The sequence below is a fragment of the Variovorax multivorans genome, from assembly GCF_051216835.1.
Classification (GTDB): Bacteria; Pseudomonadota; Gammaproteobacteria; order Burkholderiales; family Burkholderiaceae_C; genus Variovorax.
This window is the reverse complement of sequence record NZ_JBPJZL010000006.1, coordinates 404,096-419,369: the sequence shown is the minus strand read 5'-3', so window position 1 is coordinate 419,369 and position 15,274 is coordinate 404,096. Positions and strand designations below refer to the sequence as shown.

The 15,274-nt window shown below is 68.5% G+C and carries 16 protein-coding genes; 6 read left to right on the top strand and 10 right to left on the bottom strand.

Features of this window, described 5'->3' with window-relative positions; genetic code table 11:
• Window positions 1–14: 14 nt before the first annotated feature.
• Window positions 15–701: a GntR family transcriptional regulator gene (locus ACSFCA_RS18205; protein WP_435460302.1), complete on the top strand. Its 687-nt coding sequence runs from the start codon at window positions 15–17 to the stop codon at window positions 699–701.
• Between the two features lie 69 nt (window positions 702–770).
• Window positions 771–1,700, top strand: a complete 930-nt coding sequence (locus ACSFCA_RS18200; protein WP_435460303.1) for a fatty acid desaturase family protein — start codon at window positions 771–773, stop codon at window positions 1,698–1,700.
• On the opposite strand, the gene ACSFCA_RS18195 is transcribed toward ACSFCA_RS18200, so the two are convergent.
• Window positions 1,697–2,584, bottom strand: a complete 888-nt coding sequence (locus tag ACSFCA_RS18195; protein ID WP_435460304.1) for an EamA family transporter — start codon at window positions 2,582–2,584, stop codon at window positions 1,697–1,699. The genes ACSFCA_RS18200 and ACSFCA_RS18195 overlap by 4 nt on opposite strands.
• A gap of 81 nt (window positions 2,585–2,665) precedes the next feature.
• Between ACSFCA_RS18195 and ACSFCA_RS18190 the strand changes: the two genes are divergently transcribed.
• Window positions 2,666–3,553 (top strand): LysR family transcriptional regulator, encoded by an 888-nt coding sequence (locus ACSFCA_RS18190; RefSeq protein WP_435460305.1) that lies wholly within the window; start codon window positions 2,666–2,668, stop codon window positions 3,551–3,553.
• On the opposite strand, the gene ACSFCA_RS18185 is transcribed toward ACSFCA_RS18190, so the two are convergent.
• The 4 genes from ACSFCA_RS18185 to ACSFCA_RS18170 all read right to left on the bottom strand — a co-directional run bounded on the left by ACSFCA_RS18185 (window position 3,490) and on the right by ACSFCA_RS18170 (window position 6,370).
• Complete coding sequence (locus ACSFCA_RS18185) at window positions 3,490–4,704, bottom strand: acyltransferase family protein (protein ID WP_435460306.1); 1,215 nt, start codon at window positions 4,702–4,704, stop codon at window positions 3,490–3,492. The two genes, ACSFCA_RS18190 and ACSFCA_RS18185, sit on opposite strands and share 64 nt — an antisense overlap.
• A 33-nt stretch (window positions 4,705–4,737) precedes the next feature.
• The gene (locus ACSFCA_RS18180; RefSeq protein ID WP_435460307.1) at window positions 4,738–5,772 is read right to left on the bottom strand and encodes a MerR family transcriptional regulator; all 1,035 of its coding nucleotides are present in this window, start codon (window positions 5,770–5,772) and stop codon (window positions 4,738–4,740) included.
• A gap of 20 nt (window positions 5,773–5,792) precedes the next feature.
• Window positions 5,793–6,113 (bottom strand): hypothetical protein, encoded by a 321-nt coding sequence (locus ACSFCA_RS18175; RefSeq protein ID WP_093055160.1) that lies wholly within the window; start codon window positions 6,111–6,113, stop codon window positions 5,793–5,795.
• A gap of 86 nt (window positions 6,114–6,199) precedes the next feature.
• Complete coding sequence (locus ACSFCA_RS18170; RefSeq protein WP_176928792.1) at window positions 6,200–6,370, bottom strand: hypothetical protein; 171 nt, start codon at window positions 6,368–6,370, stop codon at window positions 6,200–6,202.
• Between the two features lie 58 nt (window positions 6,371–6,428).
• On the opposite strand from ACSFCA_RS18170, the gene ACSFCA_RS18165 reads away from it, so the two are divergent.
• On the top strand, window positions 6,429–7,898 hold the full coding sequence (locus tag ACSFCA_RS18165) for an MATE family efflux transporter (protein WP_435460308.1): 1,470 nt from the start codon (window positions 6,429–6,431) through the stop codon (window positions 7,896–7,898).
• Here the strand turns inward: ACSFCA_RS18165 and dbpA are convergent.
• The 4 genes from dbpA to ACSFCA_RS18145 all read right to left on the bottom strand — a co-directional run bounded on the left by dbpA (window position 7,864) and on the right by ACSFCA_RS18145 (window position 11,644).
• Window positions 7,864–9,315 carry an ATP-dependent RNA helicase DbpA gene (dbpA, locus tag ACSFCA_RS18160; protein WP_093076324.1) on the bottom strand — a complete coding sequence of 484 codons (1,452 nt, stop codon included), beginning with the start codon at window positions 9,313–9,315 and terminating at the stop codon, window positions 7,864–7,866. The genes ACSFCA_RS18165 and dbpA overlap by 35 nt on opposite strands.
• Window positions 9,316–9,402: 87 nt before the next feature.
• The gene (infA, locus tag ACSFCA_RS18155) at window positions 9,403–9,675 is read right to left on the bottom strand and encodes a translation initiation factor IF-1 (RefSeq protein WP_015867950.1); all 273 of its coding nucleotides are present in this window, start codon (window positions 9,673–9,675) and stop codon (window positions 9,403–9,405) included.
• Window positions 9,676–9,733: 58 nt separating this feature from the next.
• Window positions 9,734–9,994, bottom strand: a complete 261-nt coding sequence (locus ACSFCA_RS18150) for a hypothetical protein (RefSeq protein WP_258352177.1) — start codon at window positions 9,992–9,994, stop codon at window positions 9,734–9,736.
• 390 nt (window positions 9,995–10,384) lie between these two features.
• The gene (locus tag ACSFCA_RS18145; protein WP_435460309.1) at window positions 10,385–11,644 is read right to left on the bottom strand and encodes an MFS transporter; all 1,260 of its coding nucleotides are present in this window, start codon (window positions 11,642–11,644) and stop codon (window positions 10,385–10,387) included.
• Window positions 11,645–11,728: 84 nt separating this feature from the next.
• Between ACSFCA_RS18145 and pdxR the strand changes: the two genes are divergently transcribed.
• Window positions 11,729–13,186 carry a MocR-like pyridoxine biosynthesis transcription factor PdxR gene (gene pdxR / locus ACSFCA_RS18140; protein ID WP_258352179.1) on the top strand — a complete coding sequence of 486 codons (1,458 nt, stop codon included), beginning with the start codon at window positions 11,729–11,731 and terminating at the stop codon, window positions 13,184–13,186.
• A gap of 7 nt (window positions 13,187–13,193) precedes the next feature.
• Here the strand turns inward: pdxR and ACSFCA_RS18135 are convergent, their stop codons facing one another.
• Window positions 13,194–14,249 (bottom strand): sugar phosphate isomerase/epimerase family protein, encoded by a 1,056-nt coding sequence (locus ACSFCA_RS18135; protein WP_093055176.1) that lies wholly within the window; start codon window positions 14,247–14,249, stop codon window positions 13,194–13,196.
• 140 nt (window positions 14,250–14,389) lie between these two features.
• Here ACSFCA_RS18135 and ACSFCA_RS18130 point away from each other — a divergent pair, with 140 nt between their 5' ends.
• The gene (locus tag ACSFCA_RS18130) at window positions 14,390–15,271 is read left to right on the top strand and encodes a gamma-glutamyl-gamma-aminobutyrate hydrolase family protein (protein WP_258352180.1); all 882 of its coding nucleotides are present in this window, start codon (window positions 14,390–14,392) and stop codon (window positions 15,269–15,271) included.
• The last annotated feature ends 3 nt before the right edge of the window (window positions 15,272–15,274 follow it).

The following is a 15,274-nucleotide window of genomic DNA, read 5'->3' as shown; positions in this document are numbered from 1 at the left end:
GGAAAAAGAAAACCATGGCTGCCCCGAAGAAGACTGCTCCAAAGAAGACAAGCTTGCGCGCACCGCCCAAGCGCCGCGCTGCCGACATGGCCTACGACGCCATCGAGACGCTGCTGTCGACCATGCTGCTGAAACCCGGCAGCCAGGTCGTCGAGGCCGAACTCGCCGAGCGCACGGGGCTGGGCCGCACGCCGGTGCGCGAAGCGCTGATGCGCATGGTGTCCATCGGCCTCATCGTGCAGCAGCCGCGCCGCGGGCTGCTGGTGTCGGCCATCGACCTGGCCGACCATCTCGACGTGATCCAGACCCGGCGCGTGCTCGAACTGCTGATTGCCGCCTGCTCCGCGCGCCGGGCCACCGCGCAGCAGCGCAAGGAAATCGTGCATTGCGCCGAGATGATGGTCGAGGCCGCAGGCCGCGGCGACCTCAACGACTACATGCAGGCCGACCGCGCGCTGGACCTCGTCAACCACCAGGCGAGCCACAACGATTCAGCGGTGAAGGCGGTGGTGCCGCTGATCGTGCAGTGCCGGCGCTTCTGGTACGCGTACCAGCATGAAGGCGAGATCGTCGAGGGCGCGAATGCGCACCTCGAGCTGGCGCAGGGCATCGCGACGGGCGATGAAGCCGCCGCCATCGCGGGTGCCAACCGGTTGATGGACTATCTCGAAGTCTTCGCCCGCAAGATCATCGACAAGTAGGCCGAAGGGCCTCGCCCACCCGGGGAATTCCGCGTGTTCCACAGCGGCTCGCAGCGCCATACTGGTCTCATGGCCGCCGCCCCCCGTGCCCAACCCGACGACTTCTTCACCACCGACGAGTGGCAATCGCTCACCGCGCGCTCGTCTTGGAAGGGCCTGTGGCTGGTGCTGCACTGCTGGGGCGTGATCGGTGCCGCCATGCTGGTGGGCATCGTGTGGCCGTGGACCATTCCGCTGGTGGTGCCCATCGTCGGCGCGCGGCAGCTGGGCCTGTTCATCCTCATGCACGACGCGGCGCATGCGGGACTGCATCGCAACCGCAAGGTCAACGACTGGGTGGGCTACTGGCTGTGCTCGTCGACGCTGCGCGACTACCGGCCGTATCACCTGCAGCACCATCGCTTCGTGCAGCAGACCGAGGACCCCGACCTCGTGCTGTCGGCGCCCTTCCCGATCACGCGGGCCTCGATGTGGCGCAAGGTTGTGCGCGACATGAGCGGGCAGACTTTCTACAAGCAGCGCTTCGGGCACATCGCCGAGGGCATTCGCAATCGCGCTGCGGGCGAATCGGTCTTGAAGGTGCTGGGCCGGGAGCTTGCGAAAGACCGCCGCTTTCTCATCGCCAACGGCCTCGGCTTCCTGGCCTTTGCCGTGGCCGGCTACTGGTGGGCATGGCTGCTGATGTGGCTGCTGCCGATGGCGACATGGCTGCCGCTCGTGAGCCGCGTGCGCAACATCGCCGAACACGCGCTCGTCGCGCAGAACGAGGCCGATCCGCTGCGGCAGGCCCGCACCACGCACGCCGGCTGGCTCGAACGCATCCTGGTGGCGCCCTACTGGGTCAACTACCACTGCGAGCACCACATGTTCACCAACCTGCCCTGCTGGGCCTTGCCAGAGGCGCATCGCCTGCTGCAGCGGCAGGGCGCGATCGTGCGAATGGAAGTGCAGCCCGGCTACCTGAGCCTGCTGAAGCGCGCCACGGCGCTTGCCGCCTAGCGGATCGCCGGCGCGGGCCGCACCAACGGCTGTGCGCCGCGCTGCGCATGCTGGCTGAGCCAGATGCTCGCGATCACGATGCCGATGCCCGCCACCTGCCACGCCGACAAGCTCTGCCCCAGCAGCGCCCAGCCAAGGATCACTGCCGTCACCGGGCTCAGGAAGGCCAGCGGCGCGATCGCTGATGGCTCAAGCTTGGCCACACCACGGAACCACACGATGTAGGTCAGCGCAGCGCCCACGAGGCCGAGCCAGCCGAAGCCGATCCAGTTCTGCACCGTGAGCGCGGGCAGCGGCGGTTCCAGCAGCAGCGCCACCGGCAACAGCAGCAGGCCGCCCGCGGTGAGCTGCCAGGCGGTGAACGTCAGCGCGGACACCGGCGGCTGCCAGCGGCGGCTCAGCACTGTGCCGAAGGCCATCGACACTGCCGCGGCGATGGCTGCGGCAATGCCGATGGCATCGAGCGCCGCATTCGGCGTGAGCACCAGCAGTGCGACCCCGCCGATGCCGACCACTGCCGCCGCCACCGACAGCGCGCGCACCGGCGAGCCCAGGAAGACGCTCGCGAGGAACACCACGAGCAGCGGCTGCACCGAAGTGATCGTCGCCGCCACGCCGCCCGGCAGTCGATACGCCGCGAGAAACAGCATGGCCCAGAGGATCGAGAAGTTCAGCGCCCCGAGCACGAAGATGCGGCCCCACCACGCGCGTTCGGGCAGCTTGCGCACGATCAGCAGCAACAGCAGGCCCGCGGGCAACGCGCGCAGCAGGGCAACTGTCAGCGGGTAGTTCGCCGGCAGCAGCTCGGTGGTCACGATGTAGGTGCTGCCCCAGATGGCGGGCGCGGCTGCGGTGAGGAGGATGTCGGTGGTGCGGCTGGTCATGCCTCGAATCTAGTGAGTTGACCCTTGGTTGTGAATGCTCGAATAATGAATTGATTCTTTACTGTAGGTCGTCAATCCAGCATGGACCATCTCACGGCTCTCAAGGTCTTCCGCACCACCGCCGCCGCGGGCAGCTTTGCCGGCGCCGCGCGGCAAATGGGGCTCTCGGCCGCGGCCATCAGCAAGAACATCGCGGAGCTGGAGGCGCATTTGAAGGTGCGGCTCATCAACCGCACCACTCGGCAGATGAGCCTGACCGAAGCGGGCGCTGCGTACTTCGAGCGCCTGTCGCGCATCCTCGACGAACTCACCGAGGCCGATGCCGCGCTCGCGCCCATGGGCAGCAGCCCCGGCGGCGTGCTGCGCGTGAGCGCGCCGCTGACCTTCGCGCTCACTTCGCTGTCGCCGGCCATTCCCGAATTCATGAAGCGCTACCCGAACCTGCGGCTCGAACTGAACCTGCAGGACAGCCGCTCGGACATCATCGGCGAGGGCTACGACCTCGCCATCCGCGGCAGCGACCGGCTGGAGGATTCGAGCCTCGTCGCGCGCAAGCTGATGACCATGACTCACGTGCTGTGCGGCGCGCCCGGCTATTTCGCCACCTTCGGCCGGCCCGCGCAGCCCGAAGACCTGAAGGCCCACGAGTGTGTGCAGTTCACGCTGTCGGGCCACGCGAACAAGTGGACCTTCAGCCGCGCCGGCCGCAGCGTGGCGGTGCCCATCGACGGGCGCTACAAGGTCAGCTCCAGCATCGCCGTGCGCGACGCGCTGCTTGCGGGCTTCGGCCTGAGCCTGATTCCGCGCATCTACGTCGAGAGCGAACTGGCTTCAGGCCGCCTGCAGGCCGTGCTCGAAGACTGGGAGGCCGACCGGACGCCGATCTACGCCGTCTATCCCTCGCGTCACTTGGCGGCCAAGACCCGCGCCTTCGTCGACTTCCTGGTCGAGCGCTTTTCCGCGCGCTGACCGTTCAGCAGCGAGCCGAGGCGGGTGTGGCGCACCAGCAGCTGGTAGCTGGCGAGCGCCACCAGCGACGTGGCCACTACGTTCAGGCCCATCTTCGCGACCGCGCCGAAGGGCGCGTTGAACAGCAGGATGCCGAAGCCGATGGTGCCGAGCATGTGCACCAGGTACACCCAGTACGAGCTTTGCGACAGGTAGGCCAGCACGGCGCTCTGGCGCGGCAGGTAGCGCACGAAGCCGCCGATCAGTGCCAGGCTCCAGAGCCATGCGGTTGCGTTGTAGACGAAGGCGATCCAGAACTCGGGGTGCGGCAGTGACTGGAGACGGTTGCCGCGCAATGCCCCCAGCAACATCACCGTCGCCACAAGGAATGCGAGGCCGGCCACCGCATGGCCCTTGCAGCGCGACGCGAACAGCGCCAGCAGCCGCTCCTGCTGGCCGTGCACGTACCAGCCGACCACGAAGAAGAGCCCGCTCTGCACCCATTCGGCCAGCGGCGGCAGGAACGAGCCGCTCTCCGTGACCATGCCGGACGGATAGAAAGAGCCGACGAGTGCCAGTGGCAGCGCCAGCACCGCGAAGCCCCAGCGCCGTTCGGCCAGCGTCACGAACCCGTGGGCCAGCGTCTCGCGCAGCCGCATCGGCACGAAGCGCTGCAGCCGCACGCCGGCCCAGGCCATCACGCTGAACCAGAACAGCTGGTACAGGAACCACAGGTGCATGGTGTTGAAAGGCGAGCCGCCGGGCTGCCGCGCGGGCGTCAGCGCAGGGTCGATACCAAGCACGCCGCGCGCCGTCAGGTGGATGTAGACCATCGCCAGCACGGTGGTCGCCACGAACAGCGGCGGCCAGAAAATCGCGAAGGGCAGCGCCAGCCGCAGCGCGCGGTTCTTCAGCATGCCGTTCGCGCCGCGCCGTGCGACCAGCAGCGCGACGAAGAAGCCGGCCAGCACGAAGAACACCGGCATGCGGAAGCTGTGGATGAAGAGCAAAAGCAGGTCGGCGACCGGCGACGTCTTCGGGTCGCGCCATGGCAGCGGCGAATTGATGGTGAGGTGGTTGATCGCCACGTGCAGCACGATGCCGAGCCACATCATCAGGGCGCGGAGGTTGTCGAGCGCGTGGAGCCGTTGGGGCGTGGTTGGGTTGTTCATGCGGCCACTGTCGGGCCTCACGCAACGTCAGGGTCAAGCGCTGCTGGTGGGCGGCAGCGAATTTTTCTGCTGCAGCACGGCCATGGCGCGCAGCAGGTAGTCGCGCACTTCGGGCGTGGTCACGGCGGCGGCCTGCAGCACCGGCTCTGCATTCATCGCCCGCATCAGGCGGGCTGCCAGGCCGGGGTCGTGGTTCGTGAAGGCGGCGAACAGGCGAGCCCATTCGCGCGCGATGGCCTGCACCGATTCGTCTTCAGGAGGGACTCCGCGCGCCCGCAGCACGGCGAGTTCGCCCGCCAGGCGCCGCCATTCGTCCTCGGGCGGGCGGCTTAGGTGCGCGAGATCGTCGGTGCTCAGGTGGCGCAGCAGCGCGGCCATGCGCATGCCGATGGCTTCGCCGATGTACTCCACCAGTTCGGCCGGCGGCCCGTCGTCGCTGCGCGCCACGGGCTCACGCCGGTACATCTCGCCCCAGCGTGTGATGAGGTCGAAGCTGCCGTCCATCCACTGGCCCATCAGCGTCATCCAGCGGGCGGCCAGCGGCTGCACCTCGGGGGCGCTGGCCGGCACGCCGCGCGACATCAGCGCGGCCACCTCGGCCACCAGCGGCGGCCACCGGTCGGCCACGTCCTTCCAGTTGGCCATGAACGACCTGATCTCGGCGGGGCTGAAGTAGCGCCCATAGGTGGTCATCTTCTCGAGCGTGTCCAGCCAGTCCTTCATGTCGGGCTGGGCGCCTTCGTCCAGGCGCTGCTGCAGCAGGCCGAGGCGTTCACGCAAGGCCGTGGCCTGTGCGATCTGCTGGTCGAGCGATTCGATCTGCCGCGCGATGATGGTGGGCAGCGAGCTGCTCTCCGCACCCAGCAAGGCGCCGATCTCCGCCAGCGGCAGGCCCAGCAGCCGCAGTGCCTGGATCGCGTGCAGGCGGGCGATGTCGGCCGCGTTGTAGAGCCGGTAGCCGGCCTCGGAGCGTGCCGAGGGCGCGAGCAGGCCGATGGCGTCGTAGTGGTGCAGCGTGCGCACCGTGAGGCCGGTGTGCCGGGCGAGTTCTCCGACCTTGAGCAGCATGAGGGCGCTCCGGCAGGGGCTCAGTCCGCTTCGGGCGCCGGCTCTGGGCCCTGCCAGCCCAGCAGCTCGGCCAGCCGCTGCACGATCCAGCCCGCCTCGGCCGCTGATACGCCGGATTCAGGCGTCGCCAGCCCGGCGTGGATGCGCCGCAGGATCTCGCTTTCGACCGGTACCTCGGTGTGGTGCTGGATCTGCGCGTGGCCCACGAGGTGGCTGGCGAGGTCTTCGCAGATCTCGTAGCGCTCGCGCACCACGCCGATCGGCTCGCTCAGGCGCTGGCGCGCATCGGTGTACACCGCGAAGAACGAGGGCGGGATGAGGATCTGGTTGTCGTCGGACATTGCGATTTATAGCTGCCCCAATGACAAAACGCGCCCTGGGGCGCGTCTGTCGTGGCTCAGGTGGGAGCCAGGCGGGGGCTGATGGATCAGCCGCCCTTCTTGGCGCGCTTGCCAGGGTTCTTCTTGCTGCGCGTTGCGGTGCCGCGTTCCAGGCTGACCTTCTGGCCGCCACCGGAGCGAGGCGCCGTGTAGCCGGGCAGGGGCGTCGGCTTCGGGGTGGCAACGCGGTCGGCTTCGGTACGAATTTTCTTGGGCATGAAAAGCTCGGGTAAAAGTAATGTTCGAGCTGCAATTAGGCCACATCGAGAATTTCACATGCCAATAGCCGAAACAACCGGCGGTGTCGAGCGTGCACGCTTCGTTTCGGGGTCGCTGCTGCGGCATGTCTGCGTGATGGCGGGCACGGGCGCCATCGGGCTGATCGCAGTGTTCGCGGTCGACCTGATCAACCTGTTCTACATCTCGCTGCTCGGGGAGAAGGCGACGGCCGCGGCGGTTGGCTTCGCGGGCGTGGTGGGCTTCTTTCATGCGTCGCTGTGCATCGGGTTGACCATCGGCATCGCGGCTGTGGTGTCGCGCACGGTGGGCGCCGGACGCATCGAGGACGCGCGCCGCATCGGCACATCGAGCCTCGTGCTGATGACGGCGGTGTCGGTGGTGGTGGGCACGGGCACGGCTTTCTTTTTGCACCCCGCGCTGCAGGCGCTCGGCGCCGAGGGCGAGACGGCGCGGCTCGCGCAGCGATACCTCTCGGTGACGGTGCACACGCTGCCTCTGCTGGGCATCGGCATGGCAACTTCGGCGCTGCTGCGTTCGATCGGCGACGCACGCCGCGCGATGACGGTGACGCTCGCGGCCGCCTTCGTGACGGCGGTGCTCGACCCGATATTGATCTTCGGCTTCGGGCTGGGGCTCGACGGCGCGGCCATCAGCGCGGTGGTCTCGCGCATGGTGCTGGCGGCCATCGGGCTGCATGGCGTGATGGTGAAGCACCGGATGCTCGGGCGCTTCGATGCGCAGCAGTTGGCCGGCGATGCGCGCGCGCTCGGCACGGTGGCTGGGCCGGCTGTGCTGACCAATCTTGCAACGCCGGTGGGCGCGGCCTTCGTCACGCATGCGGTCGCGCAGTTCGGGCCGTCGGCGGTGGCGGGCGCGGCCACCATCGACCGGCTGACGCCAGTGGCCTTCGGGCTGGTCTATGCGCTCAGCGGTGCGGTCGGGCCGATCCTTGCGCAGAACCTGGGCGCGGGGCAGTACCGCCGCGTGCAGGAAGGGCTGCGCGACAGCCTGCTGTTCATGGTGGCGTCGGTGGCCGTGGCGTGGCTGGTGCTGGCACTGGGACAGGGCGTGCTGATTCGCGCGTTCTCGGCCGACGGGCTGGCGGCGGAGCTGATCTCGCTGTTCTGCAGCTGGCTGGCCGCGAGCTTCTTCTTCGCGGGCGGGCTGTTCGTGGCGAATGCGTCGTTCAACAACCTAGGGCATCCGCTGCTGTCGACGACGTTCAACTGGGGGCGCGCCACGCTGGGCACGATTCCGTTCGCCTGGTGGGGCTCGCACTACGGCGCGGCCGGCGTGCTGATCGGGCAGGCCGTGGGCTCGTCGATCTTCGGCTTGCTGGCGGTGGTGGTGGCGTTCCGGCTGGCCGCGAAGCTGGCGCGGCAGGAGGCGCCCGATGCGGCGCCGGCTCCGGTGCTCGATGCACCGGTGGCGCCGACCTCGGCGCTCGTCACGCCGCAGCCAGCAGGGGCTGCTACAGGTCCTGCAGCGTCAGCAGCCGCACCTTGACCGACTTGCCCTTCACGCGGCCGCTGGACAGCTTGCGCGCCGCTTCTTCGGCGATGGCTCGGTCGACCGCCACGTAGGTCGAGAACTCGTTGACGTTGATCTTGCCGACCTGGTCCTTCGCGTAGCCGCAATCGCCCGTGAGCGCGCCCAGCACGTCGCCGGCCCGGATCTTTTCCTTGCGCCCGCCGACGATCTGCAGCGTGGCCATCGGCGGCTGCAGCGGCGCGCCCTTGCCCGGCGTGAGCTCGGCCAGTTCGTGCCATTCGGACTCGCGGCCCTGCAGCTGCTCGATCTTTCCGACGCTGCCCATCTCGTTCATGCTGGCCAGGTTCAGCGCCAGGCCCTCGGCGTCACCCGACTGGCCCACGCGGCCGGTGCGGCCGATGCGGTGGATGTGGATTTCCGAATCGGGCGTCACGTCGACGTTGATCACCGCCTCGAGCTGCGCAATGTCGAGCCCGCGCGCCGCCACGTCGGTTGCCACCAGCACCGAGCAGCTGCGGTTGGAAAACTGCACCAGCACCTGGTCGCGCTCGCGCTGCTCCAGTTCGCCGAACAGCGCCAGCGCGCTGAAGCCCTGGGCCTGCAGCACCTCGACGAGGTCGCGGCACTGCTGCTTGGTGTTGCAGAAGGCCAGCGTGCTGACGGGGCGGAAATGGTCGAGCAGCAGGCTCACGGTGTGCAGCCGCTCGCTGTCCTTCACCTGATACCAGCGCTGGCGGATCTTGCTGCCTTCATGCTGCGCCTGCACCGTGATCTGCTCGGGGTTCTTCATGAACTGTTGCGCGAGCTTGGCGATGCCTTCGGGGTACGTGGCCGAGAACAGCAGCGTCTGGCGTTCCTTGGGGCACTGGCGCGCCACCTTCACGATGTCGTCGAAGAAGCCCATGTCCAGCATGCGGTCGGCTTCGTCGAGCACCAGCGTGTTGAGCGCCGAGAGGTCGAGGTTGCCGCGCTCCAGGTGGTCCATCAGGCGGCCTGGAGTGCCGACCACGATGTGGGCGCCATGCTCCAGGCTGGCGATCTGCCCGCGCAACGCGACGCCGCCGCAGAGCGTGACGACCTTGATGTTTTCCTCGGCGCGCGCGAGGCGGCGGATTTCGGTCGTGACCTGGTCGGCCAGCTCGCGCGTCGGGCACAGCACCATCGACTGCACTGCGAAGCGGCGGGGGTTCAGGTTGGAGAGCAGCGCCAGGGCAAAGGCGGCTGTCTTGCCGCTGCCGGTCTTGGCCTGGGCGATCAGGTCCTTGCCGAGCAGCGCTGGCGGCAGGCTGGCCGCCTGGATCGGCGTCATCTGCGTGTAGCCGAGCTGCGTGAGGTTGGCCAGCATCTGGGGCGAGAGCGCCAGCGCGGCGAAGCCGTTGTCGGCAGGGGCCTGGGCTTGCGGGCCGCCGGCTGTGGGATTGGGTGTGGTCATCGTTCAGCAGCCGGACAGACGCACGAATGACAAAGGCCTTGCCGGCGCCCGTCGCGGGGCGCCGCAAGGCCTTTCGTCAGTCGCGGATCAGCGGCGGGGTGCGTTGTTGTTGCCGGAGTTGGTCGGCGGCGGGCCGCGACGTTCCAGGTGACGGAAGGTGATACGGCCCTTGGTCAGGTCGTAGGGCGAGAGTTCGAGCGACACCTTGTCACCCGCCAGGATGCGGATGTGGTGCTTGCGCATCTTGCCGCCGCTGTAGGCGATCAGCTGATGGCCGTTGTCCAGCGTGACGCGGTAGCGCGAGTCGGGCAGGACTTCGGTCACTGCGCCGTTCATTTCGATCAGTTCTTCCTTGGGCATGTGTGGTTACCTCTGAATCGTTCGATGTGTGTTGGAGATGGAATTGGGCGTAATTGTTTCAGCCCGCGCACGGAAGCGCGAGAGGGGCATTGCTGGGAGCGCGTTCGCGCACCCAGCCGAGGCCCTGGTCGATGGCGTAGCCGACGGCGGCTGCGTGGCTGGCAAAGCGCGGCGTGAAGCGCATCACGCGGTCGTGCATGCCGCTGCCGTGGCCGGAGCGGATCGAGACGGAAGCAGCGTAGTTGCCGTCGTCCTGGTGTCGAATGAGCGGGGAAACAAGGTACTTGCCCACCGCGATACTGTGTTGAATGATGTCCATGAAGCCTTGGCACGCCGCGCGGATACAGAGCGCGAAGTGCCTGAAAAATAATTGAAAACGGGCGTGGGCCGGCCGGAATGGCGCGGCGGACGCGCTATTCGCTTCAACAGGAACGAAGGCAGTGGTGGCAATCATGGGCGCCCGGTCTGGCGCTCCAACACACTGTGAAAGCCGGCTTGGGAGTGAGAGGCCTGAATAATCCAAGGACAGTGCAGGTCAGCCGGCGGTATTGACGAAATTCTTCGTCGTGGTATCGAAACGAACCCGACATTATAGCTTGCGGGGCATGACAATTGCCGGTCTTAAAAACAACGATCCCATGAAAAAGGCCCCGAAGGGCCGTGATTGGAGAGTTGTTTGCTATCAAAAGAATAGTAATTCGACAGGCGCTCAGGCCGCCGCAGCCGCCGCCAGCGTCGAACCGGCCGTCCGCGCCTTGTGCGCCGCGCGTAACAGCAGCATCAATCCCGCGAACTGGAAGGCCGCGCCCACCCAACCCACCGCGCTGACGCCGACCAGGTCGATCGCCGCGCCGCCGGACACCGAGCCCGCCGCAATGCCGAGGTAGATCGCCGAGGCGTTGAGCGACAGCGTCATCGGTGCGCGCTCCGGTGCCAGCCGGATCAGCCGCACCGCCTGCGCCGGCCCGAAGCCCCAGCCAGCGAAGGCCCACAGCGCCGACAGCCCCACGATCAGCGGCAGCGCCAGGCCGCGCGGCAGCATCTGCGCCGAGAACGACAGCCCGCCCAGGATCACCACCAGCATCAGAGCGAAGCCCTGCGCCGTGCGGTCGGCGCCGAGGCGGTCGGTGGCCCAGCCGCCGGCCGCGGTGCCGATGGCCGCCGCCACGCCGATGGCGAAGAACATCGCGCCCACGGCCTCGGTGCCGAAGCCCAGCGTGCCCGAAAGGAACGTGGCGATGTAGGTGTAGAAGCTGAAGCCGCCCGTGGTCCACAGCATGGTGGTCAGCAGCGCAGGCAGCACGCCCGGTTCGCGGGCCACGGCGAACGCCGGTGTGCCCTTCGTGGCGGCGGCTGCGACGACCGGCGCCTGCGCCAGTTGGCGCGGCAGTCCAAGCGCGAGCCCCCATGTGGCGAGCGCCGCCACCGCCGCGATCAGCAGGTAGGCCGTGCGCCAGCCGCCCCAGCTCGCGATCCACGCACCCAGCGGCACGCCAAGCGCGACCGCCACCGTACCCCCGCCGGTCACGATGGCCAGCGCCCGGCCGCGCAGCGCGGGCGACACCATCGCGGCCGCCACGGCGCTCGCGGTCGGCAGGAACACGCCGGCTACCAGCCCCAGCGCGACCCGCGCCAGCGCCAGCTGCGCAAAGCCGTGCGCCATCGACGCCGCCAGCGTCAGCGCCGAGAAGGCCGCGAGGCTGGCAATCAGCAGCGGCCGGCGCCCGAAGCGCGCCAGTAGCGCCGCCATTACCGGCGAGCCGATGGCGTAGCTCAGCGCGAACAGCAGCACCAGTTGCCCGGCCCGCGCGGCGCTGATCTGCAGATCGGCCGCCAGCAGCGGCAGCAGGCCCACGACCATGAAGCTTTCGGTGCCGAGGGCGAAGGCGCCCAGCGCAAGCCAGCCCAGGCTCAGCGGCAGGCGTTCGGTTGCCGGTTGCTGCTGCGATGTCGAGAGATCCGTGTTCATGAGGGACTCCGTGGCAAGTGTGTTCAAGGCCTCCAGAATAGGTTTGCAATTGGTTCTTCAAAAGAACCACAATTGGCAAAGTTCATGGAGCCACTTTTCGAACTCGCCATCCGCCTGCCGGGCGCCGGCTCGCGCGACCTGCTGCGCGAGGTGCACCGCCAGCTGCGCAGCGCCATCCTCGACGGCCGGCTGCAGCCCGGCGCGCGCCTGCCTGCCACGCGCGCTCTGGCGCTGCGGCTGGGCGTGTCGCGCAACACCATGCTCGCGGCCTACGACCTGCTGTTGAGCGAGGGCTACCTGCTGGCGCGCCCCGGCGCCGGCACCTACGTGGCGGACACACTGCCGGCGTCCCGGCGCGGCCGCAGCACGAAGGCCTCGACGGCCAAGCGCGACCCCCGGCTGGCGCCGCTGAACGTCCCGGGCGCCGACCTCGCGCCCACCCTGCAGCCGCAGTCCGCGCGCGACGACTTCCGCGTCGGCCTGCCCGACGTGAGCGTCTTTCCCTTCGACATCTGGCGCCGCCTGAGCGACCGCGCGCTGCGTCGCGTCGCGCGGCAGACGGCCGACTACGCCGACCCGCAAGGCCAGGGCGCGTTGCGCGAGGCCATCGCGAAGCACGTGTCCTTCACCCGCGCGGTCGGCTGCACCGCCGACGACATCGTCGTCACCGCCGGCGCGCAGCAGGCCTTCGGGCTGCTCGCACGCATCCTCGTCGTGCCGGGGCGCACGGTGGTTGCGGTCGAGCAGCTGTTCTATCCCTCGCTGCGCGAGGCCATGCTGGCCGCGGGTGCGAGAGTGATGACGGTGCCGACCGATGGCGAGGGCCTGTGCGTGGACCGCATTCCGCCCGAGGCGCGCGTGGTCTGCGTGACGCCCTCGCATCAATTCCCCACCGGCGTCGCGATGTCGCCGCAGCGGCGCGCGGCCCTGTTGGCCTTCGCGCGGGCGCGCAACGCCGTCGTCATTGAGGACGACTACGACAGCGAATTCCGCTTCGCCGGCCGCCCTCTCGATGCGCTGCAGACGCTCGACCGTGCCGAGTCGGTCTTCTACGTCGGCACCTTTTCCAAGAGCCTGTTCCCCGCCTTGCGCCTGGGCTTCGTGGTGACGCCGCCGTGGGCGCGCGCGGCGCTGGTGCGGGCGCGCGAGCTGGCCGACTGGCACGGCCCGGTGCTCGGGCAGGAGGCGCTCGCCGCCTTCATCGCCGAAGGGCACCTGGCGCGGCACATCCGCAAGATGCGCAAGATCTACGGCGCGCGGCGAACCGTGTTGCTCGATGCGCTGGCACGCCACTGCGCGGGCAGGCTCGAAGCGATTCCATCCGACGCGGGCTTGCACCTGTCGGCCTGGCTGCACGGCGGCACGCGCGACCACACGGTGGTCGAACGCGCGGCCGCAGCTGGCATCACGCTGCCGCCGCTGTCGCGCTACGCGCTCGATCCGAACGCGCCTGGCACGCCCAACGGCCTTGCCTTCGGCTACGGCCTCATAGCCGCGCCGCAGATCGACGGCGCCATCCGGCGGCTGGTGGCGTTGCTCTGAGGATCGGTCAGCCGATCCCGAGCATCCGCTTGTTGGCCGCCACGTCGACGCCGCCCGCCGCGAAGTCGTCGAAGGCCCGGTCGGCCACGCGGATGATGTGGTCGGCGATGAACTTCGCGCCCTCGCGCGCGCCGTCTTCGGGGTGCTTGATGCAGCACTCCCACTCCAGCACCGCCCAGCCCGGGAAGTCGTACTGCGCCATCTTCGAGAAGATGGCCTTGAAGTTCACCTGCCCGTCGCCCAGCGAACGGAAGCGCCCTGCCCGGTTGATCCAGCTCTGGAAGCCGCCATACACGCCCTGCTTGCCGGTCGGGTTGAACTCGGCGTCCTTCACGTGGAAGATCTTGATGCGCTCGTGGTAGTGGTCGATGTAGGCCAGGTAGTCGAGCTGCTGCAGCATGAAGTGGCTCGGGTCGTACAGCAGGCAGGCGCGCGGGTGGTTGTTCACGCGCTCCAGGAACATCTCGTAGCTCACGCCGTCGTGCAGGTCTTCGCCGGGGTGGATCTCGTAGCCCACGTCCACGCCCACGGCGTCGAAGGCGTCGAGGATCGGCCGCCAGCGGCGCGCGAGTTCGTCGAAGGCTTCCTCGATCAGGCCCGGCGGGCGCGGGGGCCACGAGTAGAGGTACGGCCAGGCCAGTGCGCCCGAGAAGGTCGCGTGCGCCGTGAGCCCCAGGTTGGCCGAGGCCTTTGCCGCAAAGTGCAATTGCTCGACGGCCCACTGCTGGCGCCGCACCGGGTCGCCGCGCACCTCGGGCGCCGCGAAGCCGTCGAAGCCCGCGTCGTAGGCCGGGTGCACCGCCACAAGCTGGCCCTGCAGGTGCGTCGAAAGCTCGGTGATCTCAAGGCCGTGCTTTGCCAGCGTGCCCTTCACCTCGTCGCAGTAGGTCTTGCTTTCGGCGGCGCGTTGAAGGTCGAACAGGCGGGCGTCCCAGCTCGGGATCTGCACGCCCTTGTAGCCCAGCCCGGCAGCCCAGCCGGCGATGCCGTCGAGCGTGTTGAACGGGGCGGTGTCTCCCGCGAACTGGGCCAGAAAGATGGCGGGGCCCTTGATCGTTTTCATCGGCTTGTCTTCCTTATTCGTTGGGGCAGCGTTGAAAGCATACTTGGCGTGTCGTCCGACCCCGTGCGAGAGGCCAACGAGCCAAAATGGACTTTCCTTTTCGCATCAATCGCCCGGTTCCTACCGACGACAGTCCCGCGATGACACAACCTGTTTCCGCTCGGCTCAAGATCGGCCTGTCCGCCTGCTTCTCGCACGCCGACCCGGCCCGCTCGCTCTTCACCAACAAGACGCTGCAGTACGTCGAGCAATCGATCGCGCACTGGCTCATGTCCGCCGGCGCCATGGTCGTGATGGTGCCCTGCCCCACCGGCGAAACCGCGCGCGGCGACACCAAGCTGTCGCACTACGCCGAATGGCTCGATGGCGTGGTGATGCACGGCGGTGCCGACGTCTGGCCCGGCAGCTACGGCGAGGTGCCATTGAAGGACGCGTGGATCGGCGACCAGATCCGCGACCTCTACGACCTTGCGCTGGTCGAAGCCTTCGAGCAGGCCGGCAAACCCATCTTCGGCGTGTGCCGCGGGCTGCAGCTCATCAACGTGGCCTTTGGCGGCACGCTCTACCAGGACATCGAGGCCCAGCACGAGGGTGGCCTGCGCCACCGCGACCCGGTGACCTACGACCAGAACTTCCACGAGATCGAACTGGTGCAGGGCACGCGGCTGTCGAAGCTCTATCCGCAGGTGGAGAAGGCGCGCGTCAACAGCATCCACCACCAGGGCATCAAGGGCCTCGCGCCGGGTTTCGAGATCGAGGCCTGGAGCCTGCCCGACCGTGTGCCCGAGGCCATCCGCCGCCGCCCCGACAAGGGCCGCAGCTACATCGCCGCGACCCAGTGGCACCCCGAATTCCACAAGTACGGCAGCACCGAGACGGTCGACGACACGCCGATCCTGCATGACTTCCTGTGGGCCTGCGCCACCGCGAAGGTCGCGCCCAAGACGCCGCCGCGTTCCAGCTCCGGCAAGATCCGCGACCGCGCTGCGCGCGTGCTGCGCCAGGCGCTGCTGCGACGCTAGGTG

What these genes read in the sequence shown, in the direction of transcription:
- ACSFCA_RS18150 (WP_258352177.1), bottom strand. Translation starts at nt 9,994, where the DNA reads ATGGACATCATTCAACACAGTATCGCGGTGGGCAAGTACCTTGTTTCC.
- ACSFCA_RS18200 (WP_435460303.1), top strand. Translation starts at nt 771, where the DNA reads ATGGCCGCCGCCCCCCGTGCCCAACCCGACGACTTCTTCACCACCGAC.
- ACSFCA_RS18195 (WP_435460304.1), bottom strand. Translation starts at nt 2,584, where the DNA reads ATGACCAGCCGCACCACCGACATCCTCCTCACCGCAGCCGCGCCCGCC.
- ACSFCA_RS18185 (WP_435460306.1), bottom strand. Translation starts at nt 4,704, where the DNA reads ATGAACAACCCAACCACGCCCCAACGGCTCCACGCGCTCGACAACCTC.
- ACSFCA_RS18130 (WP_258352180.1), top strand. Translation starts at nt 14,390, where the DNA reads ATGACACAACCTGTTTCCGCTCGGCTCAAGATCGGCCTGTCCGCCTGC.
- dbpA (WP_093076324.1), bottom strand. Translation starts at nt 9,315, where the DNA reads ATGACCACACCCAATCCCACAGCCGGCGGCCCGCAAGCCCAGGCCCCT.
- ACSFCA_RS18175 (WP_093055160.1), bottom strand. Translation starts at nt 6,113, where the DNA reads ATGTCCGACGACAACCAGATCCTCATCCCGCCCTCGTTCTTCGCGGTG.
- ACSFCA_RS18165 (WP_435460308.1), top strand. Translation starts at nt 6,429, where the DNA reads ATGCCAATAGCCGAAACAACCGGCGGTGTCGAGCGTGCACGCTTCGTT.
- ACSFCA_RS18145 (WP_435460309.1), bottom strand. Translation starts at nt 11,644, where the DNA reads ATGAACACGGATCTCTCGACATCGCAGCAGCAACCGGCAACCGAACGC.
- ACSFCA_RS18170 (WP_176928792.1), bottom strand. Translation starts at nt 6,370, where the DNA reads ATGCCCAAGAAAATTCGTACCGAAGCCGACCGCGTTGCCACCCCGAAG.
- ACSFCA_RS18135 (WP_093055176.1), bottom strand. Translation starts at nt 14,249, where the DNA reads ATGAAAACGATCAAGGGCCCCGCCATCTTTCTGGCCCAGTTCGCGGGA.
- pdxR (WP_258352179.1), top strand. Translation starts at nt 11,729, where the DNA reads ATGGAGCCACTTTTCGAACTCGCCATCCGCCTGCCGGGCGCCGGCTCG.
- infA (WP_015867950.1), bottom strand. Translation starts at nt 9,675, where the DNA reads ATGCCCAAGGAAGAACTGATCGAAATGAACGGCGCAGTGACCGAAGTC.
- ACSFCA_RS18190 (WP_435460305.1), top strand. Translation starts at nt 2,666, where the DNA reads ATGGACCATCTCACGGCTCTCAAGGTCTTCCGCACCACCGCCGCCGCG.
- ACSFCA_RS18205 (WP_435460302.1), top strand. Translation starts at nt 15, where the DNA reads ATGGCTGCCCCGAAGAAGACTGCTCCAAAGAAGACAAGCTTGCGCGCA.
- ACSFCA_RS18180 (WP_435460307.1), bottom strand. Translation starts at nt 5,772, where the DNA reads ATGCTGCTCAAGGTCGGAGAACTCGCCCGGCACACCGGCCTCACGGTG.